We start from the raw sequence: 21,754 nt of genomic DNA on the forward strand, positions 1-21,754 counted from the left end.
TCTGGTATTTTTTCTTATGCATTTAATGTGGATTGTTTCGACATAGCCATACGGTGGCGCCTAACGAATATCATGTATAGAAGCAGTGCACCTACATCACAAACTGCAATAATAATTCCAAGTGGAATTGCTGTTCCTTCTCCACCTAGACCTACTAAAGGAGCCGCGACAGCTCCGAAAACAAATTGCAATAACCCCAATAGAGCAGAAGCACTTCCTGCGTTTTGCTCCTGATTTTGCATAGCTAGAGAGAAAATCGTCGTATTCACAATTCCAACACTTGAGACAATCATGAAAAATCCAATGCAAACTGCTAGCATTCCTAATCCAAAAACAGTTGCGGCAAGCAGTAAAATACTTCCGAACGCAGCGAAAATCAGACCCGCTACTAACAGCTTGGTTTCTCCTAGCTTTTCAGCCAAACGTCCCGTTATTTGTGAAGCAATGATAATTCCGATTCCATTAATCGCAAATAAAACGCTAAAAAGCTGTGGAGATGCGCCGAAAATCGTCTGTATGACGAACGGTGAACCAGAAATATAGGCAAACATCGCCCCTGTAATCAGTCCTTGAATAACTGCATAGCTAACAAATAAGCGATCTTTTAAAAGCTGAGCAAAGGCACCAAAAATATTTTTTATGCCGCCCTCAGATCTCATGCTGGGCTTTAGCGTCTCTTCAAGACCAAATATAACGGATAAAAGCATGATGATTCCAATTACACACAAGACCACAAATACGCCTCTCCACGAGATAAATTGTAAAAGCTGTCCACCAATGACCGGTGCCAAGATAGGCGCTACGCCGTTAACGAGCATAAGAAGCGAGAAAAATTTTGTAAGCTCTGGGCCTGAAAACAAATCACGCACGCTTGCTCTCGCAATAACGATACCAGCTGATCCCGTTACTCCCTGCAAAAATCTGAGCGCTACCAATAACCAGATGGAAGAAGCAAAAGCACATAGAATAGATGCAATCGAATAGAGACATAGCGCTACAATCAATGGCCTTCTTCTTCCGTTAATATCACTAAACGGTCCAACCAATAGCTGACCAAATGCCAAACCAAGTAAACATGCCGTTAAGCTTAGCTGTGCCGAGGAAGCATTGGTATGTAAGTCTGCCGTCAAAGCTGGTAGTGATGGTAAATACATATCAATCGATAGAGGTCCAAATGCTGATAGTGAACCTAAGATTAAAACCAATGACAGAAATCGCCCCTTGCCTACTTTTGAGTGATCCCACGTATTTTGCTGTGACATTTTACACATCCTTTCAATCTAAGAGGTTGACGATGATCAGAACTACGTCAATCACAGATATACGTCTTATCATAAACTCTCCAGTAACTGTAGGGTCAATCCTTTTTTCGAACTTTTACTTGAATTTCTGTTACGTGCTCCTGTGGGCGGTTGGATAGAAACTGATCAATAATATCTCGAACAATGAGGGGACCCTCAGTTTCATATTCATGTGTCTTCACATAATCTAACAATCGATCGTAATAAATCGTTGTTCGCTCCTTGGGCTCTCGGAAATAAATACTAGCATATATGCCTTCTTCTAAAAGGCGAGAAGCACTCTCCTCCATGTGGATCAATTCACTTTCTTCTATTAATAAGAAGACAGAGCTATAGTCAAAATACTTCCCTAGTTTAGCAGCCTCGACTGATAACGTTAGTCCCACCTTACTAATAATAATAGGTGAAACGTGGTGAAAATCCTTTTTCACATGGCGAAGCGATAATTCTAAATCATATAGCGAGCGAATATCGTTCTTCACTTCAACAATTCGGCGCGCTTCTACTTTTTTGGTAAAAGGGATGCCAAGATTTTGGATGTGCTTAGCCTCTGTTAACTCGTCAATTCGAGCTGTTAAACGCTCATTCATAAGCTGTAGCTGCTTAATTTTTTTAAGATTGGCTTCTTTATAGGAAGAAAACAGTGTCAAAAATTCGCTTAATTCACGGTTTTGAACTTGCTTTTGGATTTCTTTTAAAGGGACACCTACCATTTTTAAATAGCAGATCAGATCAAGCAGCTCAAATTGTTCAGCTGCATAATAGCGATAGCCGCTTTTCGAATCTACCTCTATCGGCTTAAATAACCCAATTTCATCGTAATAGCGTAACGTTTTAATCGGTATATGATGAAGCTTTGCCATCTCTCCGATCGTAAAGCGATTTTTCATTGTGACCTCCTTGTAGACTAGCCTTTATATAAATAGGAAATTATTCTTTATTTTATACATAAAAAGAGAAATGCCAACAGCTGCATTTCTCTTTCTACTTTATATATTTTGTATTCAGGAGACCACTGCTTTAATTATATATACTCGTTCTGGCCTTCCGACCGTTCCATATGACAAGTCTGCGTCAATCTTCCCATCAGAAATCAAGTATTCCAAATACCTTCGTGCCGTTGTACGACTCGCACCAATTTCCTTTGCCATCTGTTCAGCCGTTAACCCGATTGTAAAGCCTGAAAGCACGTCTAATACTTTTTCTAAGGTGAGACGATCAATTCCTTTTGGATAATACGTACTTTTTTGTGATGAGCTTTGCTTACGAAGAAGCTGATCTACTTCTAGCTGCGTAACACTTTTATTCTCTTTTTTTAGTGACTGCATAATCATATAGTGCTCTTCGTACCGCCTTAATGACTGCTCAAATCGTTCAAAGATAACAGGCTTGATAATAAAATCAAATACGCCAATTGAAATAGCTTCTTGGATGACGTCGATCTCCTTCGTCGCCGTAATCATCATGACATCAATTCCCTTGTAGTCACTCTTTATCTCTCTCAAAAACTGAATGCCATTCATATCTGGAAAGTAAACGTCTAATAAAATAAGCGCTGGCTGTAAAATTTCAATTGATTGCTTTGCCTCTTCATAGGAAGTGGCAATTCCAATGGTTTGAAACCCCTCAATCTTTTCAATGTAACGCTTTTGAATCTCAGCAATTCGCACATCGTCTTCGATAATTAAAACTTCAATGACCTTCGTTCCCCTCATGAATTAAAGCCCCTCTTTCTTTGGAATAACAACGGTAAAGACTGTTCCTACTCCTTCTTCGCTCGAAAGTGTTAAGTATCCATCTAATCCTTCTAGCGATTCTTGAACAAGGCTAAGCCCAATGCCTGCATTGCTCTGTCCTCCCTTTGTGGAAAATCCTCTTTGGAAGATTCGTTCTTCATTTCCAGTCGAAATCCCATTTCCGTTATCTTCTACTTCAATAATTAAGTCCCTTCCCAAATCCGTTAAAAATAACGTTACCTTTTTCTCTCTATCTATATTCTCTTTTACTGCATCAAACGCGTTATTAATTAAATTTCCAACAATCGTAACAATTGAATCTCTATTGATTGAACGAGGTATATCAACAAAACTGCTGTCAGGATCAATCTCAAATTCAATTCTCATCTCATGCGCTAAGCTGACTTTTCCTAGGATAAATCCAGCTAGAATTGGATCGCCAATTTCCTGTGTAATAAAATGGAGAAAACCTTGCGTCACGTTGACCTCTTTTGAGATAAAATCGATCGCTTCTTGATTAGACCCAAGCTGAATAAGTCCTAATAATGTGTACAGCTTATTCGAATACTCATGCGTTTGAGCACGTAGTCCCTCCGCATATGCTTTCACATTGGAAAGCTCTTGTGTTATTTTTGATAATTCTGATTTCTTACGCAAGCTTGCGACGGCGCCAATGACCTGCTGACGTTTATCAAAAATCGGAATCCGGTTTACGACAAACACTTCACCTTCAATTAAAAACTCTCGATCGTATTCTGCTAATCCCGTTTGAACAACTTGCAACAAATGTGTGTGCTTGATGACGTCTTCAATCGGCTTTCCTCGAAGCAGAATATCATTTGGCACACCGAGTATTTTATGAGCCGTTTCATTCACGACGGTAATATCTCCATCGGCATCAATCGCGATAATTCCTTCATGGATGGATTCTAAAATAGCATGCTTCTCCTGATACATCCAAGCGATTTCTCTTGGTTCGAGTCCAAAGATCGCTTTTTTTATATTAAATGAAATTAAGATCGCTGCTACAAGACCACCTACTAATAAAAGGGACGTGTATAAAAAGATTTTTCCCTGCAGACGCTTAATCTCTTTTTGAATATCAATCTGTAAAAAGCCAACAGATACAACACCGATTACTTCGTTTTTATCATTTAAAATAGGTGCTTTTCCTCTTAAAGAGGGCCCTAACGTTCCCACTGATTCTGAAATAATCGCTTTCCCCTTAAATACCGCTTTATTATCTCCACCCATCATTTTCTTCCCAATACGCTTTGCATTCGGGTGCGAATACCGAATTTCTTGTCTATTTCCTACAACGATAAATTCTGCATCCACTTGTTTTCGAATTTGTTCAGCTATGGGTTGGATAACGGTAGAAGGCTGTGGTAACAAAAATGCTTTTTGAATCTCTGGCATATTGGCAACGGCTTTCGCAATGGCTAACGCTTGGTGTCCTTTACTTTCTTTTAGATTATCTTCCATCATTTCTTTGAACGTTGCTTCAAAGCCTAATCCAATTAAAAGAACGAGAACAAAGATCCCGGCCATCAGTTTTGTTTGTAACCGCATTCATTTCTCCCCCTGTTTAACGACCGCGTCTCTTATGTGATTGATTGCTACTCACTAAATATTGATTATTCACATCTTATCACATTTAGTATTCCCTGAGGGGTACTTTTACGGTAAAGCTTATATATTGCGCCTGTAATCCATTGATCGGTATAATTACACTACTCTTATAGTGAAAAGACGGAGGTGTCGAACGTGGGACGTATGAATGATAAAGTATTTAACTGTGAGAAAGAGCTTACGTTAAATATTATCGGCGGAAAGTGGAAAATGCTCGTATTATGGCATTTAGGTAAAGGTGGAACGAAACGATTTGGTGAGTTAAAAGCATTAATTCCTGAGATTACACAGCGTATGCTCGCGAATCAGCTTAGAGAGCTTGAAGAAGATCAAATCGTCCACCGTGAAGTCTATCCAGTTGTCCCCCCAAAAGTTGAATACTCCTTAACCAAACAAGGTGAAACACTAATGCCCATTCTTGATGCTATGTATGCATGGGGGCGTAACTACATGGAAACGACTTTAGAAGACCGTGTAGAAGTAAAAGAATCCATTTATCCTTAATTATAAAAAGCTGACTCGTATGAGTCAGCTTTTCTTCTATTCTAGGTTGGCATGCTGGCCGAGCATTGTATGTGAGTCTAACCCTTTTTTGTCCATTAATGCTAAGATAAGAGCATCATAGAAAACAAGAAGGGTTTGTTCAAACAGCGATCCCATTGGCTGAATCGTCTCGTATTCCCCTTCTCCTTGTTCCTTCGAGGCCCCAGGAAGCTGAGCGGTTAGATCCGCAAGCTTTCCAAGAGAAGAATCAGGAAAAATAGAAACTAGCGCGATTGTTGCGTTAATGTCACGTGCTTTTGTAGCCATCGCAAGCAATGTTTTCGTTTCACCAGAACCTGAGCCAAGGATAAAAATATCTTCATCCGTAATTCCAGGAGTGGTTGTCTCCCCTACCACATGAGCATTAAACCCCATATGAACGAGTCTCATTGCAAAAGCTTTGCCCATTAAACCAGAGCGCCCAGCTCCGGCAATAAAGATCTTACGGGCAGAAAGAATCGCATCAGCTAGCTTGTCCATCTCTTCCTGCTTCAGTAGTGAAATCGTCTTCTCAAGCTCTGCTAAGACTTTCTCTGCAGGATTCATTCTTAGTTTCCTTCTTTGATTAAGGATTGCATTTTTTCTGCTACTGCTTTTTTATCATCAGCGCTTGTAATTCCTCCACCAACAATCACAAGATCTGGTTGCGCCTTAATGACTTCTGGTAATGACTCTAGCTTAATACCACCAGCTACAGCCGTTTTAGCATTTTTCACAACGCGTTTAATCGTTTGAAGGTCATCAAATGAGTTTTGTCCCACTGCTTGAAGGTCATAACCTGTGTGAACACAAATATAATCAACGCCGAGCTCATCAAGCTCTTTTGCGCGTGTTTCAATATCTTTTACACTAATCATATCAACAAGAATTTTCTTGTTTTGTTTTTTCGCTTCTTCTACTGCCCCTTTAATGGACATATCTTCAGCAGCGCCTAGAATGGTAATAATATCTGCACCTGCTTCAGAAGCTTTCATTACTTCATATCCAGCTGCATCCATAATTTTAAGGTCTGCAAGAACTTTTAAATTAGGAAATGCTTCTTTAATTTCTTTTACTGCTTTTAATCCTTCGTTAATAACAACTGGTGTCCCAATTTCGACGATATCAATATGATCTTCAACCTCTTTAACGAGTTCCTTTGCTTCAGGGATGTTGACTAAGTCTAATGCTAATTGTAATTCCATGAATGTCTCTCTCCTTTGTCGCTTATAATAAGTTACTCGTAGGCCCACGAGATAGTTGCTATGAATCGGAAATTAGTTTCCCGGTACGAATGAGTATAGTACATCTCAAAACGAAATGTAAGTACGCACTTTCAACACAGATAGTGTGGTGAAGTATACTATAGAATATTCCGCACTTCCACATCGTGTAAACATCCATCTTTTTACAAATAAAAACCCCTACACGAGGGGTTTTTATCCTTCCACATTGATGACTACGTCTTTTCCGCGCTTTTTAAGCAGCATCGGAACGGCCAACCATAAAACTGTAATGATAAGAAAAACAAGGGAAATAGGACGAGTAAAGAACACACCGTAATCACCGTTTGAAATGGTTAACGCACGGCGTAAGTTGTTTTCAATCATTGGTCCTAGTACAAGACCGAGTACAAGCGGAGCAATTGGATAATCATTTTTGCTAAAGAAATAACCTAAAATTCCACACGCGACTAGTAAAAGTAGATCATACACGGAAACTTGTACAGCGTATACGCCAAAAATAGAAATGGCAATAATCATCGGAATTAAATATTTCTTCGGTGTTTCAATAATTTTAGCAAACACTTTCACAAGCGGAAGGTTTAAAATAAGGAGCATTAAATTCCCAATGAACATACTCGCAATAAGACCCCAAGCTACTTGAGGGTGATCTTCAAATAAAAGTGGTCCAGGCTGTACGTTATACATCATAAGGGCTCCCATTAAAATAGCCGTTGTCCCTGAACCTGGGATACCAAGTGTTAATAAGGGAATCATTGCTCCACCTGATGCTGCATTGTTTGCAGACTCAGGAGAGGCTACTCCTTCGATTGCACCCTGACCAAATTTCGAAGGATTTTTACTTACTCTCTTTTCTAAAATGTACGCAAAGAATGAAGCAAGAGTCGCGCCTGCACCTGGTAAAATCCCAACAAAAAATCCTAAGATCGAACCTCGAGCAATTGGAGCAGCAGAATCCTTCAGCTCTTGCTTTGTCGGCATTAAGCGCTTAATCTTCGCAATTTCTCCTTCTTCCTCTTCTTTTTCAACGATCGTTTTGAATACTTCACCTAATGCGAACAATCCTACAGCAATCGTTAAAAATTCTAACCCTTGATAAAGCCAAGGAAATTCAAACGTAAAGCGAGCTACTCCCGATACGTTATCAACACCAATTGTTCCAAGTAATAGACCCATAATCGTCATAATAAGTGCTTTTGTAATTGATTTTCCTGCCAAGCCGCTCACTGCAGCAAGACCTAGTAACATTAACGAAAAATACTCTGCTGGACCAAATTTTAATGCCACATTGGATAATGGCTTCGCCAATAAGATCAAGGCAATCAATGTAACAATTCCGGCAACAAAGGAGCCAATAGCGGAAATGGCAAGTGCACTTCCTGCTCTCCCTTGCTTTGCCATTTGATAGCCGTCAAGCGTTGTCACAACTGAGGAAGATTCTCCAGGTGTATTTAATAAAATGGAGGTTGTTGATCCCCCATACATAGCTCCGTAATAGACTCCTGCTAATAAAATAATTGCACTTGTAGCAGCTTGTTCAGGAGGGAGTCCGCCTGTGATAGAAGCTGTTACAGGAATGAGCAATGCCACCCCACTCATCGGGCCAATTCCAGGCAAGACGCCAACCGCTGTTCCAATTAATACACCAACGAAAGCAAATAAAATATTATACCAGACGAGCGCTGTTTGAAATCCACTTAATAAATACTCTACTGTGCTCATTTTTCCACCCCTCTTTGTAGCCTAAAACCAAACTGGCCATCCCGGTAATGTTCCTTTTAAAATATCAACAAATACGTAATAGACAATTCCTGAAAAAGCTGCGGAAATGATAAAAGATTTGATCCATTTTCCCTTTTCCATCGCTTGAAAGCATACAAGCAAAAACACAAAAGTTGTAATGACATATCCAATCGTTTCAAGTGTTAACACATAAATTAATGTCGCAATAAAAATGATGACAAAAAGTTTATACTGCATTTCTACCTTTTCACCGCTTTTCACCTGATAGCGGAACGTTTCGTAGAATAGACGAAGACTAAGTAAAATTAAAATCCCACCTAGTACGAGCGGGAAAATATCGGGTCCTACAACACTTCCATATGCCGAGCTAGCAATTTGTCTGCTTCCATACATAAACAGCACGCCAACTAGGAGAAACAGTACAGCAGCAATACGATCAAATTTAACGTCCATCGTTATCACTTCCTCTCTACAAGTAGCGCACAGACGACATAACCGCTTATATCGCATGTGCGAAATATTACTTTTTCATTCCTAATGCATCTAGAAGCTGCGTCACTTGCTCTTCTTGATCTTTTAGGAACGAAGTGAATTCTTTTGCATCTTTGTATTCCATTTCCCATCCTTGCGTTTCTACTTCTTTCTTCCATTCATCAGATTCTACAAGTTTGCCAATTGTCTTTTCCCAGTAATCTTTTGCATCTTTAGACATTTTTTCTGGGCCGAATACACCACGCCAAATTAGGAATTCTGCGTCTACCCCTTCTTCTTTAGCAGTCGGGATATCTTTTAATTGATTGTCCTTTGAACGCTCAGGTGCAGTGGTTGCTAATACACGAATTTTTCCTGCCTTTAAAAACTCACGTACGCTTGATACGTCCGTTCCGATAACATCCGCATTTTTTCCTAATAGCGACGTAATGGCTTCTCCTCCACCGTCATACGAAACATATTTAATTTTCGTTGGATCAACTCCGTACTTGTAAGCGGGAAGAATGGAGATTAGATGATCCATTGAACCCGGTGCGGATCCCCCAGCAAACGTTAATTTAGTTGGATCCTTTTTCACTTCATCTAGCAATGACTTCAAATCTTTAAACTTTGAGTCTGCTCTTACAACGATCGCTCCATAATCCTTCGTTAACTGTGCTAAGGGCGTTGTATTTTTATAGCCGTACGGGCTATTTCCTTCTTTTTTCAAGTTATTAATAATGATTGGTGGGGAATTGACAAATAACATGTCATTGTTATCAGCCTCTTGGGTTGCATACTGTGCCATAAAAACAGCTCCACCGCCGCCTGGTTTGTTCTCGACCGTTAGCGGCTCGTCAACCGCCTTTGTTTCGCTCAGTATCTTTGTAAATGAGCGTGCCGTTAAATCCCATCCGCCACCTGCTCCTGATGGTGCTACAACCGTAATTGCACGATTTGGATAGTCGCTTCCTTTGGCTCCCCCTTTCGTAGAAGCCCCTTCTCCACTACATGCCGCTAATCCGACAACCATAGCACTTGCACACATTAACACAGACAGCTTTTTCATTTTAAACATCTTTCTTCCCCCTCTTTTTAAAATTGTAAGCGTTTTCTAAATTGTACATAACTTTTGTTCCAATATGAGATTATCGACGTAATGTGTATTAAAAACGTTAGAGCCATTTTGTTCATAAAGTTCACGCAAAAAAGGACGAATGCCGATAACAGCATTCGTCCCTTCTTTAATCCATATCTGGGTTTTTAAAATACAAACCTAGGAAAATAACGCCAACAATTGTTGTTACGCTTCCCCATATAAGGTTAATATTTAGACCGTTTAATGACTTTAGGGTTGGAGGGCTAACAATACCTGTCACTAATATAAGCAACCCGATGATCGTTAGAATCCATCCTATATTCGCGCGTATATCCAAAAGCATTTTTTTCATGACTTCACCCTCCTCTTAAAATGCCCAAATGTTAACGGCTACAAAGATGACCATTGAAATCGTACCGAGAATGGATGGCTTACGATACCAAGGAAGATTCGGCTCTTTCAACTTGTCTCCTACACCGTATACAAGTCCAATAAGCTCTGCTGGTTTCTTCGGCTTAGTGAAAAAGCTCACTAGAATTTCGACCACAAAGGCAGCAAAGAATGCCCACCATGCTCTCCAAAAGTTCCCTGCAGCGGCACTTGGGAAGTAATCGGACGGTAAGCCGAAATACAAGATTGCAGCCGTTAATGTCCCAACTAATAATCCCCAGAAGCCTCCCCATCCTGTTGCACGTTTCCACGTCATTCCAATTAAGAAAATTGCAAACAGCGGTGCATTAAAGAATCCGAATAGCGTTTGGATATAATCCATAATGCTTGGGAATCCCATTGCAATATAGGCTGTCCCAATACTAATGATGATTCCCCCAGCCGTCGCAAGACGACCCATAAATAGGTAATGTTTATCAGATGCTTCTTTTTTAATATAGGCTTGATAAATATCATACGTCCATACAGTGGTGAACGCTGTAACGTTACCCGCCATTCCTGACATAAACGAAGCAAGTAGCGCCGTGATCCCTAGTCCAAGCAACCCTGTTGGATAATATTTTGCCATCAGCAAAGGTAAAACCATATCATAGTTACCACCGTGGTCAACTGTCCCAAGCTTCGGCAGTAAAATAATTGCCGCAAGTCCTGGAATAACCGTTAACAACGGCATTAAAATTTTCAAGAATGATGCCATAATCGGTGTGTTACGAGCTGCCGTCATATCTTTTGCAGCCATTGCACGCTGTACAACAAGGAAATCTGTTGTCCAATATCCAAATGACAGGACAAACCCGAGTCCTAAAACGAGCCCAATCCATTCAACGCTCATCCCGTTTCCAGCTGCTGTTGATGTCCCCACCCACGTATGTGTGAGATTCTCTGGTATTCTAGACATAAGTCCATCCCAACCGCCTACGTCAATTAGCGCAAGGAATGTAATCGGTAACAATCCGATCCAAATTAAGAAGAACTGAATGACCTCATTATAAATAGAGGATGTTAATCCGCCGACTCCGACATAAACTAGGACGATTAAAGCAGATAAAACAATACTCATATTCATTGACCATCCAAGCAACACTTTTAAAATAAGGGCCATCGCATATAAGCTAATCCCCGACATTAAGATCGTCATTACTGCAAATGAAACGGCATTAAATCCGCGTGTTGCTTCGTTGTAGCGGAACTTTAAAAATTCCGGAACAGATCTTGCCTTTGAACCGTAATAAAATGGCATCATGAATATCCCTAAGAATACCATTGCAGGTACTGCCCCTAACCAATAGTAATGAGCTGTCATAAAGCCGTATTGATAACCGCTTGCAGCCATTCCTAACATCTCTACTGCCCCAAGGTTAGCAGACAAAAAGGCAATACTCGTAATCCATCCTGGAATAGAGCGTCCTGATAAGAAAAAGTCCTCTCCTGTCTTCATTTTGCTCTTTAAACCGACCCCTACTAAAATTACAAAAGCAAAGTATACTAAAATGATTGAATAGTCTACGAATTTCGGATGAAAAATTGCTTCTCCCATTGATGTCTTCTCCCTTCGCCTCTTGCTGTCTATTATCTTTATTACTCTCTATACAGCAAATCATTGAATGCGTTTACACAATTGTAGCATAGAGAATTTTATTAAAAGGGAAGTAAATTCTTCACTTCTTTGCGATTCACCTTCACTTTTTTGTTCCACATACGTTTATTAATGAAAAGGGTTTCTTTCCTAGCACTTTTTTGCTTTTCCACAACAAAAAAGTCCACCTCAAGGGATGGACTTTCACATTAGATTTCGATAATCAGTAGGCGTCATACCTGTGTAACGCTTAAAGGCACGGCTAAAGTAGTTAGGATCCTTATACCCCACTAGAAAGCAAATTTCCTTTAAGCTTAGCTCCATGTTGGAAATAAACTGCTTCGCTTTTTCCATCCGAACTTCTGTTAAGTAATCCGTAAACGTTTGTCCGCTCTCACTTTTAAAGACCTTACTAAAATAATAAGAGCTTAAATTCACCCATTCTGCCACCTGTTCCATTGAAACATCTTCGGCATAGTGTTGATTAACAAAGGATTGAGCTTTCTCGATAATAGTCTGTGGCTTATCTGCTTCTTGATGCTCTGCGGGGAGAAGGCTTTGCTTTGCATCTTGATAAGATTTCTGCAAACCGGGCAATCCTATCTGCACCGCACCGATTTCAACTCGAACGGATAAGCCAAATCGTCCCTCAATAAACCTATTGATCTTCATACGAAAACCTTCACTTTGTTTTGGATCGTACTGATCTGTAACAGGAATAAAAATGGCAATTTCATTTTGAAGAAGCGGACTTACTAAGCATCTGGTGACGGTCTTTAGCATATTTTTCAGCTCGTCGTGGAGTTTCTTTTTCTCTTCTTCATGCGTATAAGTCTCTGCTAAATAAACGATCATTGAATAGCCTCTTCTTACCGAAAAGTTCGCAATTTGTGCCAGACGATTAACATCAACTTCTTGTACCTGATTGAACATTAGCATCATCGCAAGCTCACTTTCTACAACAGGAATGAGTTCTGCTAACGTTTCTTCTACGCCTAGCTCATGACTTCTTTTCGCACGTTCCTCTTCTAGCTCTTGAAGAAGTTTGGTTAATGTCCCAACTACCTGCTCTCTTTTAGCGGGCTTCAACAAATAGTCTTTCACGCCAATTGAAACAGCTTCCTGCGCATATGAAAAGTAGTCATACGCTGTAATAAGCACCATTTTAATTCGATGATCAATCGCTTTTATCTGCTTTAAGGCTTCTAGGCCTTGAATACCAGGCATTTTAATGTCCATCAAGACAATATCAGGTCTATACTCTTCAGCAAGTTCAATGGCCTGTCTGCCGTTAGAAGCTTGAAAAACCTTAAAGGTGTTGGGCATTTTCCGATCAATTAACAATTCCAACCCTTCACGTTCCAATGCCTCATCATCAGCAATTAATAGACGGTACATTTCATCTCCTCCTTATTGTTCATGCATTGATGTGTATGGTAGATGAAACATTACGAGCGTTCCTTCTCCCTCCTTACTTTCAATACGTACGAGATTATTCGTTTCATAAAATAGCTCCAGACGTTTAAAAACGTTAACCGTTCCAATACCCGTACTAGTGGATGGCACAGCCCCCTGCTCCATCCGAAGCAAGGATTGTTTTGTTTCCTCTGACATTCCTACTCCATTATCTTCAATTGAAATTTTCACAGTGTCTTCTTGCTTTTGAATACGTAGGCAAATAACGGCCCCTTCTTCCATTCCCTCAATGCCATGCACAAAAGCGTTTTCAATAATCGGTTGCAGTGTGAGACAGGGAACTAGGTGATTCATTGCTTCTTCTTCAATAACGGTTTGGAACGTAATACGCTCTCTGAAACGTGCTTTTTGAATCGCAAAGTATTCGCTCACATTCTCTACCTCTTCACGTAACGTCACAGGCTGATCAAGTTTTTGAAGATTGTAGCGCAACAGATTTGAAACAGAAATAGTCAAATCGCTCGTTTTTTCGGCACCCTCAATAAAAGCAAGCTTCGACAGAGCATTTAGCGTATTAAATAAAAAGTGCGGGTTAATTTGATTTTGAAGCGCCTTTAGCTCTAGCTCCTTCACAAGACGATCCTTTTCAACACTTTCAAGCTGTTTCTCGTTTAGTTCCTTCAAACTTTTCAGCATATGCTGAAAAGCCAATGCGAGAATGCCGATTTCATCCCGATCGTTTCCTTTTGGCATATCAGGTGAGACTTCACCATGAGAGATTCTTCTCGCTGCCTGAACTAAATGGTTAATAGGATTTGTAATGCTGCGAGATAGCCAAATCGCAAGTCCAATGCTAACAACCGTCGTCATAATGAACAGGGCCGCGCCCAATCGATTAATCACTTCCGTATGCCGCAAAATATTTTTATAGAACGGCTGATAAAAGCTAAGCTCTGCATCAACAAGATTCTGCCCTTCTTCTCGTATAAACGAAGAAGTTTTTTCCGCTTCCGCGTAATGAAGCGTATATTGCGCCAAGTCACCTTTTTGCAGAGCTGAAATCGTCGCCTCTTCTTCCTCTACAAAGCTATCAATCATATGCTCCAAATCTTGAATCATCAGCGTGTGACTTGTGCCGATATTTTCTTGGTCTGCTAGCTGTGAACGTAGTTCCTTAAGCGATAATTTTTCTCTCTGAAAGGCTTGTAAACTCTTATCATCTTGAGAAGTTAAGTGCTGATTGAGCGTACGGAGATTATGTTTAGAGCCATCTGTAATTTGTTTGTACAGTAGAATTCGTTCTGTCACAACATGATAGCTTTCTTGCACTTGTTTACCGCTATAAAAGATCAAAAAGAAAATAAAATTCAAGAAAATGACCAAAAGGGGAATGAAAATAAAGAGCTTATTTCGAATGCTCATTTCACATCCTCCTCATCAAGCACATCAATTGGTGTAAAATATTGAGTCTTCACTGAATGACCTGTAAAAAACTGATGAAGTAATTGCACAGATTTGTATCCCATCATCGCTGGTTCTTGCTCTAGAGTAGCCTCCATTTTACCGGTTTGAATCGCTTGTTTTGTTTCCTTTAGATTATCGAAACCATATATATGAATACTTTCTCTGCCGATATTTTCAGCAGCTTGGATAATGCCTAATCCGTCTAGAGCGCTTGTGCCAACCATCACGTTGATGTCAGGGTAAGTTCGCATCATTTTTTCTGCCATCTGTGATGCTTGAATTTGCGAAATATTAGACTCTTCAACGGATTTAACAGATAGTTTTGGATAAGACTTAATAGACTCCAAAAAACCCTTGACGCGAAGCTTATGATTATCCGCTGATCGACTTCCCATAATGACACCAATGGTCCCTTTTCCACTCATTCTATTTGCCACATACTCGCCTAATAATTTTCCTGATGTAAAATTGTCTGTCCCAACATAAGCAAGACGTTCACTGTTCGGAGCATCCGTATCAATGGTGAGAATAGGGATGTGCTTTTGTTTTGCTTTCGTCAAAAGAGAAAGTAGCTTAGGGTCACGAGATCCTTGAACGATAATCCCATCTACTTTCGAAGCAATCGCTTTCTCCAAATAACGAATTTGTTCATCCGGATTAATGCGAATCGGGCCGATATATTCCATCTGCATGCCCCATTTATCAGCAGCGTTCCTCGCTCCTTTTTCAATGCTTCGCCAATACGGATTATCTAGTTCTTGTGAAATTAACACGATGTGCTGTTGATTGGCAGATGGCTGCTGATAGCGCAGATCCATGTTGTGAACGGACTGCTGAATTTGATAGGACGTTCGAAAAAAAGACCATAAAAGATAGATGAACACTCCTAAGATGATAATAAGTACAACATATGCCTTTTTCTTTACCAAAATGTCCTTCCTGCTTTCTCCTAAACTTTTGTAATATATTGAATTGTAACCGTTACCGTAGAAGTTGTCTATTTTCTTTATGGAATCACCGATAATAAAAAGGGACCTAACAGCTTTAGTGTTAGGTCCCTTTCATTAAAAAAGAATTTTATTATTGAGCACGAATCATCAGCTCATATTGACGGAGCTTCAATTCAAATAATTTTAATGGATCTTGATATAGCTCGGGATTTGCCTTCATATCATCAAGCTGTTCTTTACTTTGATTGATTTCCACTTCTGTTTGATCAACCGTTTCTTGAAGTACTTGGAATGGACCTCTAAAGAAAATTTTAATATCCACATCAAGCCCTTTTTCAAACAGGTCAAATTGAAGGAAGAACTTACGGACAATTGAATTTGTTACGTCCGTGTAGTCCTCATTTTCCACATATCGCTGATACTGATTATGCAGAAGCTGATTGTTTTGAGAAAACGCTCCGAATAGCTTACCAGCACTTTTCAGCATAAATTGTGAAGGCTTGAAGCGTAGCCAGATGTTTTCTTCTTCAATTTGAACACGACTTGTCATACGATGAACGTCGCGGCTCCAATCATCAAGCACTTTGAAGTCACACGCGAGTTTTAGCGTTTTCCCTTCATAAATACCGTTAAACGTTTCACTCATCTCATCTAAATATACTTGACTGCTGGAGAACTCTTCATTCGATTTTTCAATCCAATCCTGAACAAGCTGACGGAATTTCGGCATTACGTCTAGCTGTAAGTATTCTTGAATTCGCTCATTCATTTTCGCATTTAACTCTACGTGCAGATTACGAAAATCGCTGTCCTCCGTAATTAAATCCGAACACCCGCGAAGAAGCTCTGGGATATGCGCTTGTACTTCGTCTTTGATTTCTTCTTTAATCGAACGATACGAACCCGAAATAATACTGATTTTCTCTTCCTCTACATCACTTAAGCTATTAATAAAGCCGTTTAAGCGTACCACCATATCTTCGTTCCACGAAATAGAATCAATGAGTTCATTTTCAACTTCTACGCGCTTACGAAGTAAATAAGTAAGCGTATTTCGAACGACTTGTAAGAGTTTCATTGCACGCTCTTCTTCTAGATTACGTGTCGTAAATCCATAGCTTGACTGTAAAAATTCCGTTAAATCATTTACCTGTTCATCAACCGCATATTTCGAAGAATATGGGAACACCTTTGCATTTGGGAAATATTCTTGAATAGCAGATTCTGTATGATCAACAAGAGTAGCTGCCTCTTCTGCGTCTTGAATTCCGTCCATTTTATTAAGCAAGAAATGAATAGACAACTCTGGCACTTGCTCCTTCAAACGTAACAGGCGATCTCGTTCTTGTGATGTAAACGGCGTATTAGCATCTAGTACAAATAGCATTCCATCCGAAAGCGGTGCAAATTCCCCTAGATCATTACGTTCTTTCGCATTACTATTCAGTCCAGGTGTATCGATAAATGCATAGTGCTGACCTTTTAAAAATTGGTTTGGAAGGCGCACTTCGATTAGCGCATTTTTCACTTCTCTAGCACGGCTCGTAATCGTTTGTAAGCCGCTAAGCTCTGTCCCTACTTCAACGTGATCTTCGGTAATCTCGCTCACTTCAATATGATCATCGTTCATAACAACAACAGGTGCCGGGCTTCCAGATAGAAGAGGCTCTTGAAGAAGTGAATTAATAAACGTTGACTTACCGCTTCGCACAGAACCAGCTACTAATACATTATGAGTATTCAAATCAACCATTTGATTTGCCCACCATTTTAGCTTGTAACCCACATCTACCTTCACTACTTTTGTCCACTGAATGACTGCTTCAAATAGATCAATGCTGTAACTCAGGCCATCAATTGACGTGGTTGAGCGGAAAATTGTATTTTCTGCCTCTGTTACGGTATTTGCTGCAAGCGTAGAAGGGAACAACTCGTTCCAAGCCCAGACAGCTGATGAAGCAAATAGCGCTTTTACAGGCTGCGTTACTTTTAGCCAGTTCGTTAAAAGTGGCGGAACAAGTTCTTCTAACTGACGAATAAAGTAAGTACCTGCAATAAGTCCACGGTACGTTTCATCAAAAAAGTTAGATACTCGGTCCCACACCGCTGAAGCCTGGATATCTAGTTCAATTAACAATGAATTGATCTCTTCTAACCATTTAATATAAGAAGATGTTTGCTTGTAATGTTCCCAAAGCGCGACGATTAGTTCCACAAATCGATCTTCGCTAATGTTGTGGAAGACCGCTAACACATCATGGAAATAAGTAGGCGTCTGCGCTTGTATATGACCTTCACTCACATAATGAATAAGCACATCAAACCATTTCGTTGATTCCGTGCGAATGGACTCCCCAATCGCTAAATCAAGCGCACTGCTCCAATCATGCTGTTCTTCATAAAATGTACGCGCAACTTCCGTCAGATTTGGATAGGCCGGATTTTCTGCTACTGCTTTTTTAATCACTTCATCTGCCGAATCAAACTTTTGCTGCTCTTCGTATAGTGAGAACAGTTGAAATGCAACCTCTGCGCGTAGCGTTTCAGCATCAGTTTCAATTGATTTATAGATTCCCTCCGCAACATCTAGAAGTCCACTCTCATAGTAGGCGTCCCCAACATTTTTACGAGCCCAGCCTTCAAGCTCACCGTTGATGTTTTCCCACTTAAAAATAGCCGCTTCAAAATCTTTATGATGGTAATACACTTCTCCTTGCGCAAAGCGGATAAATGATACATCGTATAAATCTTTTTTCTGCTCCTCTAAAAAAGCTTCTCCGAGCACACGAATCGGATGCTCTGACTCTTCAGGTAAAAACGTCTTATAATACGTTTTTCTGATCAATTGTTTTTCTAACGTCATATTGACCTCCACGATTTATCTAAATATGTATTTTGATCAAAAGGTGATGTTGATTTCGTGCTGTTTCAACATGAACTTTCTTATCTCTTTGTCTTATTCTAACAGAAAAAAATCATTTAAAAATTTCAATTCCTTTTCATTTTCTGGGTGTTTGGTAAGGTTCAGGGATTTATCTATGAGGAAAGACATACGTAAGTGGAATATTATTGATTTTCATCCTTTAGTTTATTTCCCTCATCACTCTTTTTCTGAAACCTCTCATTATCCTATGAAAGATTCTTCTTAATAAATACATCTTGTACGGGAATGGAAAAAGGTAAATTCTAAGAATTCACCTCTTTACAACTCATCTTTTTTTGTATGATATCCGCGATCGTCGTAAGGATTTACCTTTTCAATCCACTGCTGTTCTAGTTTTTTTAATGCTGTTTTTGTATCCAAATGGTCCTCTCTATCTTCTTTTAACACTTCTAATACCTCAATAGAAAAAGCATGCTGTCCAAATGAATTCCAGTCATTTTGCAGCTTCCTGTTCGTATTCGTTCCCATCGTCAGTTCAAACTTCTTTCCATTTAACGTACGTAGATTGGGCGTACTTCCAACAAAAATCTTTCCGTTCTCGTTATTTTTTATTTGATACACGCCAGCTTCTACTTTCTTTTCTTTAAATAAGCTTTTTAATTCTTTTTTTCGATCCATGTGATCACTCCTTTACTTTTTCACCCAATACTTGCTCCCATCTGCTTCACGATCCAAAAAACCGTACTCAATTAAATATCTTCGTAACAGCACATCATCCTCATACAATCGCTTCAAGCCTTGCTTGACTTCTTGTTCGGTATATACCTTATTTGAATCAAAGATTTTACTAATTTCGGTCAAAAGAATTAGCCGCTGCTTCTCCTTCAGTGGAAATTTATTTAGTTTTCCTTCCAATCCGTCTGGAAGGTATTTGGCGACGACTTTTTCTTTCTCCTCTACCGTAAAGTTATAGCGCTCATCAATCATCTTCGCTTGTTGATGCACAGGTACAAAAGCTGGCGCATGCTCGTCTCGCTCTTTTAACAGCTCCATCATCGTTAGCAACAGCTTTGCCTGACGCTCCTTTTCTTTTAACGCAAAGCGGTGGTGACGAATCGTTGAGGCACTGCCAATACCTGTTTCTTTCTGAACCTCTTGATCGCTTTTTCCTTCATAAAACAGGCGAAGCAGCCGATTCTGATGATCCGTTAGTCCAGTTAGCTTTTTATCCAATCCGATTAGATAATCGAATACTGATCCATGAGACTCTTCAATATGCGCACGCATATAGCGCTCTGCCTCATATAAAACACTCTGATGTGGATAAATGACCCCTTTCTCCACCGCTTTGGAACAAAGCAGGCATATATAATACGTAGGCTCCTCTTTATATCCTTTTTTTAATTCTTCTAAAGACGATTCCCAAAACTGTTCTGAAATACTCATATTAACACCTCTTACACAAACTAATTTAACTATTGTTTGTTTATTTATAAACATAATATGTTATTGTTTAATAAATTGTCAATAAAACAAAAAAAAGAACTATCCGTCTGGAAAGTTCTTTTTTTAATCCTCATCTTTTACATCCATGTCTTCTGGAATTGGTTCGTTTAAAACCTCTTCTACATACTGCTTATATTTCTCTAGCTGCTCAAAATGTGTATCGAACTGCTTCTTATAAACGAGATATTCATTTCCGTCATAAAGTGCACGAATTTTCCCTTGTAAAATGAGCGACTTGACGTATGACTCGTCTACGGACAAATACTCCGCTGTTTCTTGAATCGTTAAATACATGATCATCTTCCTTTTTTATATAATTGACAGCATGATTTAATTGAAGCTACACAGATTCTATTAAATAGTCCCCAAACTTTATAAGTTTAGTAAGTTCCTCTATTATATCAGATCCTGATGTTTTCACGTGAAGCCAATTCGTTTATCTACTTTTCTTGTTCTGGTAAAATAAGGACAAAATATGTGTTAGGAGATGGTTAGATGACAACGCGTACACTTATTGTGGCTCAAAATATTGCTGAAAGCTATGCAGAAAAGATCAAAAAAATCGTACCGGACTGGAATGTTATTGTCGGAAAAGATCCGTCAGTTTGGAAAAATGATTTTTCCGATGCTGAGGTTATTGTCGGCTGGAAAAAAGCGATGGAACAACATCTTTCTCAGACAAAGTCATTAAAATGGATTCAAACGTGGAGCGCAGGGGTTAATAGCCTCCCGTTAGAGGATTTATCTAAGAAGAACGTCACAATTACAAGCGCAAATGGTGTTCACGCTTATCCTATTTCGGAAACGATTTTTGCATTTATGCTTGGATTGACACGAAAAATTCATACATATGTACAAAATCAGCAGGAAAAGAAGTGGCATCACGGCGACCTGAAGCTCGAAATTCACGGCAAAACCGTTGGGATATTAGGAATTGGGGCGATTGGCAAAGAAACAGCAAAAATCGCAAAAGCATTCGGAATGAACGTAATCGGTATGCGTCATTCAGGAAAAGACGCTGATTATGTAGATCAAATGTACAAGCCAGAACAATTGAACGAGCTGCTCCCGCAGTGTGATTACGTTGTCGTTACGCTTCCACTCACAGATGATACCCACCGTTTAATTGGTAAGGAGCAGTTTCAAGCAATGAAAAATACAGCCTTCTTTATTAACATAGGTCGAGGTGACATCGTCATCGAAGAAGAACTCATAGATGCGCTACAAAATGAAGAGATTTTAGGCGCAGGATTAGACGTCTTCGAGCATGAACCTCTCCAAGAAACGAGTCCATTATGGGAAATGGACAATGTAATTATTACACCTCATACTGCTGGCTCAACTGAGCACTATGAACAGCGTGTAATAGAAGATATTTTTCTTCCGAACTTAAAATCCTATGTTGAAAATAGTACCCCCTCTATTAACGTAGTAGATTATAAAAAGGGTTATTGAAAAACTTCGGATTTTTTAGATGATCAGTAGAACGTAAGACAGAAAAGCTGGATCCATTCCGTTTTTGGAATTTCTCCAGCTTTTTTTCATTCTTCCTTTGGTTTCCTTCATTATCTTTCACAATCTTTTTAGGTTGATGCTAAAAATGGCCCTTTCCCCTTGCATTTCCATGCCAACGGGACCCGTAGATGTGGCGACATCATACCCGTGTCTATGCTTTAATTCGTTATTCTTCCCTTCTATTTTAGACCGTTCCTTGGATTTCTCTCCTTGAAGTATGCTTCCTTTTGAATAAATGGATTTCT

Annotated in this window: 20 protein-coding genes and 1 pseudogene; 2 read left to right on the top strand and 19 right to left on the bottom strand. The window is 39.6% G+C overall.

Going from position 1 to position 21,754, the window contains the following annotated elements; all coding sequences use genetic code 11:
* Window positions 1-14: 14 nt before the first annotated feature.
* The 4 genes from AMD01_RS19615 to AMD01_RS19630 form a co-directional block, all read right to left on the bottom strand.
* Complete coding sequence (locus AMD01_RS19615; protein ID WP_053403138.1) at window positions 15-1,262, bottom strand: multidrug effflux MFS transporter; 1,248 nt, start codon at window positions 1,260-1,262, stop codon at window positions 15-17.
* 95 nt (window positions 1,263-1,357) lie between these two features.
* A complete protein-coding gene (locus AMD01_RS19620) occupies window positions 1,358-2,191 on the bottom strand; it encodes a MerR family transcriptional regulator (RefSeq protein WP_053403139.1) in 834 nt (277 codons plus the stop codon).
* A 114-nt stretch (window positions 2,192-2,305) separates the two neighbouring features.
* A complete protein-coding gene (locus AMD01_RS19625) occupies window positions 2,306-3,016 on the bottom strand; it encodes a response regulator (RefSeq protein ID WP_053403140.1) in 711 nt (236 codons plus the stop codon).
* A 3-nt stretch (window positions 3,017-3,019) separates the two neighbouring features.
* On the bottom strand, window positions 3,020-4,609 hold the full coding sequence (locus AMD01_RS19630; protein ID WP_053403141.1) for an ATP-binding protein: 1,590 nt from the start codon (window positions 4,607-4,609) through the stop codon (window positions 3,020-3,022).
* Window positions 4,610-4,804: 195 nt separating this feature from the next.
* On the opposite strand from AMD01_RS19630, the gene hxlR reads away from it, so the two are divergent.
* The gene (gene hxlR, locus AMD01_RS19635) at window positions 4,805-5,173 is read left to right on the top strand and encodes a transcriptional activator HxlR (RefSeq protein WP_053403142.1); all 369 of its coding nucleotides are present in this window, start codon (window positions 4,805-4,807) and stop codon (window positions 5,171-5,173) included.
* A 36-nt stretch (window positions 5,174-5,209) separates the two neighbouring features.
* Here hxlR and hxlB read toward each other — a convergent pair whose 3' ends face one another.
* The 14 genes from hxlB to AMD01_RS19705 form a co-directional block, all read right to left on the bottom strand.
* On the bottom strand, window positions 5,210-5,758 hold the full coding sequence (gene hxlB / locus AMD01_RS19640) for a 6-phospho-3-hexuloisomerase (protein ID WP_053403143.1): 549 nt from the start codon (window positions 5,756-5,758) through the stop codon (window positions 5,210-5,212).
* Window positions 5,759-5,760: 2 nt separating this feature from the next.
* Window positions 5,761-6,396: a 3-hexulose-6-phosphate synthase gene (gene hxlA / locus AMD01_RS19645; RefSeq protein WP_053403144.1), complete on the bottom strand. Its 636-nt coding sequence runs from the start codon at window positions 6,394-6,396 to the stop codon at window positions 5,761-5,763.
* 234 nt (window positions 6,397-6,630) lie between these two features.
* Window positions 6,631-8,157 (bottom strand): tripartite tricarboxylate transporter permease, encoded by a 1,527-nt coding sequence (locus AMD01_RS19650; RefSeq protein ID WP_053403145.1) that lies wholly within the window; start codon window positions 8,155-8,157, stop codon window positions 6,631-6,633.
* Between the two features lie 21 nt (window positions 8,158-8,178).
* Window positions 8,179-8,631: a tripartite tricarboxylate transporter TctB family protein gene (locus tag AMD01_RS19655; protein WP_053403146.1), complete on the bottom strand. Its 453-nt coding sequence runs from the start codon at window positions 8,629-8,631 to the stop codon at window positions 8,179-8,181.
* A 67-nt stretch (window positions 8,632-8,698) separates the two neighbouring features.
* Complete coding sequence (locus tag AMD01_RS19660) at window positions 8,699-9,727, bottom strand: Bug family tripartite tricarboxylate transporter substrate binding protein (protein WP_053403147.1); 1,029 nt, start codon at window positions 9,725-9,727, stop codon at window positions 8,699-8,701.
* A 166-nt stretch (window positions 9,728-9,893) separates the two neighbouring features.
* Window positions 9,894-10,100 (bottom strand): hypothetical protein, encoded by a 207-nt coding sequence (locus AMD01_RS19665; RefSeq protein ID WP_053403148.1) that lies wholly within the window; start codon window positions 10,098-10,100, stop codon window positions 9,894-9,896.
* Window positions 10,101-10,115: 15 nt separating this feature from the next.
* The gene (locus AMD01_RS19670) at window positions 10,116-11,735 is read right to left on the bottom strand and encodes a sodium:solute symporter family protein (protein ID WP_053403149.1); all 1,620 of its coding nucleotides are present in this window, start codon (window positions 11,733-11,735) and stop codon (window positions 10,116-10,118) included.
* 243 nt (window positions 11,736-11,978) lie between these two features.
* On the bottom strand, window positions 11,979-13,172 hold the full coding sequence (locus tag AMD01_RS19675; protein ID WP_053403150.1) for a response regulator transcription factor: 1,194 nt from the start codon (window positions 13,170-13,172) through the stop codon (window positions 11,979-11,981).
* A 12-nt stretch (window positions 13,173-13,184) separates the two neighbouring features.
* Window positions 13,185-14,612 (bottom strand): sensor histidine kinase, encoded by a 1,428-nt coding sequence (locus AMD01_RS19680; protein WP_053403151.1) that lies wholly within the window; start codon window positions 14,610-14,612, stop codon window positions 13,185-13,187.
* Window positions 14,609-15,583 (bottom strand): sugar-binding protein, encoded by a 975-nt coding sequence (locus AMD01_RS19685; protein ID WP_053403152.1) that lies wholly within the window; start codon window positions 15,581-15,583, stop codon window positions 14,609-14,611. The genes AMD01_RS19680 and AMD01_RS19685 overlap by 4 nt, the downstream gene beginning before the upstream one ends.
* A 151-nt stretch (window positions 15,584-15,734) precedes the next feature.
* Complete coding sequence (locus AMD01_RS19690; protein WP_053403153.1) at window positions 15,735-18,467, bottom strand: dynamin family protein; 2,733 nt, start codon at window positions 18,465-18,467, stop codon at window positions 15,735-15,737.
* Window positions 18,468-18,806: 339 nt separating this feature from the next.
* Window positions 18,807-19,166 (bottom strand): GIY-YIG nuclease family protein, encoded by a 360-nt coding sequence (locus tag AMD01_RS19695; protein WP_053403154.1) that lies wholly within the window; start codon window positions 19,164-19,166, stop codon window positions 18,807-18,809.
* A gap of 12 nt (window positions 19,167-19,178) precedes the next feature.
* Window positions 19,179-19,934 carry a DUF2087 domain-containing protein gene (locus AMD01_RS19700; RefSeq protein ID WP_053403155.1) on the bottom strand — a complete coding sequence of 252 codons (756 nt, stop codon included), beginning with the start codon at window positions 19,932-19,934 and terminating at the stop codon, window positions 19,179-19,181.
* Between the two features lie 123 nt (window positions 19,935-20,057).
* Window positions 20,058-20,288, bottom strand: a complete 231-nt coding sequence (locus AMD01_RS19705) for an excisionase family DNA-binding protein (RefSeq protein ID WP_053403156.1) — start codon at window positions 20,286-20,288, stop codon at window positions 20,058-20,060.
* Between the two features lie 201 nt (window positions 20,289-20,489).
* Here AMD01_RS19705 and AMD01_RS19710 point away from each other — a divergent pair, with 201 nt between their 5' ends.
* Complete coding sequence (locus AMD01_RS19710; protein ID WP_053403157.1) at window positions 20,490-21,449, top strand: D-2-hydroxyacid dehydrogenase; 960 nt, start codon at window positions 20,490-20,492, stop codon at window positions 21,447-21,449.
* A gap of 117 nt (window positions 21,450-21,566) precedes the next feature.
* On the opposite strand, the pseudogene AMD01_RS23740 reads toward AMD01_RS19710, so the two are convergent.
* Window positions 21,567-21,716: pseudogene (locus AMD01_RS23740) on the bottom strand (IS5/IS1182 family transposase); the annotation flags it as partial.
* Window positions 21,717-21,754: the final 38 nt, after the last annotated feature.

Origin of the sequence: Priestia koreensis, from assembly GCF_001274935.1 — a bacterium.
GTDB lineage: Bacteria > Bacillota > Bacilli > Bacillales > Bacillaceae_H > Bacillus_AG > Bacillus_AG koreensis.

Bases quoted from the DNA above. Each gene is read 5' to 3' on its own strand.
- AMD01_RS19700 (WP_053403155.1), bottom strand. From the start codon at position 19,934: ATGAGTATTTCAGAACAGTTTTGGGAATCGTCTTTAGAAGAATTAAAA.
- AMD01_RS19615 (WP_053403138.1), bottom strand. From the start codon at position 1,262: ATGTCACAGCAAAATACGTGGGATCACTCAAAAGTAGGCAAGGGGCGA.
- AMD01_RS19695 (WP_053403154.1), bottom strand. From the start codon at position 19,166: ATGGATCGAAAAAAAGAATTAAAAAGCTTATTTAAAGAAAAGAAAGTA.
- AMD01_RS19705 (WP_053403156.1), bottom strand. From the start codon at position 20,288: ATGTATTTAACGATTCAAGAAACAGCGGAGTATTTGTCCGTAGACGAG.
- hxlA (WP_053403144.1), bottom strand. From the start codon at position 6,396: ATGGAATTACAATTAGCATTAGACTTAGTCAACATCCCTGAAGCAAAG.
- AMD01_RS19665 (WP_053403148.1), bottom strand. From the start codon at position 10,100: ATGAAAAAAATGCTTTTGGATATACGCGCGAATATAGGATGGATTCTA.
- AMD01_RS19650 (WP_053403145.1), bottom strand. From the start codon at position 8,157: ATGAGCACAGTAGAGTATTTATTAAGTGGATTTCAAACAGCGCTCGTC.
- AMD01_RS19625 (WP_053403140.1), bottom strand. From the start codon at position 3,016: ATGAGGGGAACGAAGGTCATTGAAGTTTTAATTATCGAAGACGATGTG.
- AMD01_RS19680 (WP_053403151.1), bottom strand. From the start codon at position 14,612: ATGAGCATTCGAAATAAGCTCTTTATTTTCATTCCCCTTTTGGTCATT.
- AMD01_RS19630 (WP_053403141.1), bottom strand. From the start codon at position 4,609: ATGCGGTTACAAACAAAACTGATGGCCGGGATCTTTGTTCTCGTTCTT.
- AMD01_RS19620 (WP_053403139.1), bottom strand. From the start codon at position 2,191: ATGAAAAATCGCTTTACGATCGGAGAGATGGCAAAGCTTCATCATATA.
- hxlB (WP_053403143.1), bottom strand. From the start codon at position 5,758: ATGAATCCTGCAGAGAAAGTCTTAGCAGAGCTTGAGAAGACGATTTCA.
- AMD01_RS19670 (WP_053403149.1), bottom strand. From the start codon at position 11,735: ATGGGAGAAGCAATTTTTCATCCGAAATTCGTAGACTATTCAATCATT.
- AMD01_RS19710 (WP_053403157.1), top strand. From the start codon at position 20,490: ATGACAACGCGTACACTTATTGTGGCTCAAAATATTGCTGAAAGCTAT.
- AMD01_RS19660 (WP_053403147.1), bottom strand. From the start codon at position 9,727: ATGTTTAAAATGAAAAAGCTGTCTGTGTTAATGTGTGCAAGTGCTATG.
- AMD01_RS19675 (WP_053403150.1), bottom strand. From the start codon at position 13,172: ATGTACCGTCTATTAATTGCTGATGATGAGGCATTGGAACGTGAAGGG.
- AMD01_RS19690 (WP_053403153.1), bottom strand. From the start codon at position 18,467: ATGACGTTAGAAAAACAATTGATCAGAAAAACGTATTATAAGACGTTT.
- AMD01_RS19655 (WP_053403146.1), bottom strand. From the start codon at position 8,631: ATGGACGTTAAATTTGATCGTATTGCTGCTGTACTGTTTCTCCTAGTT.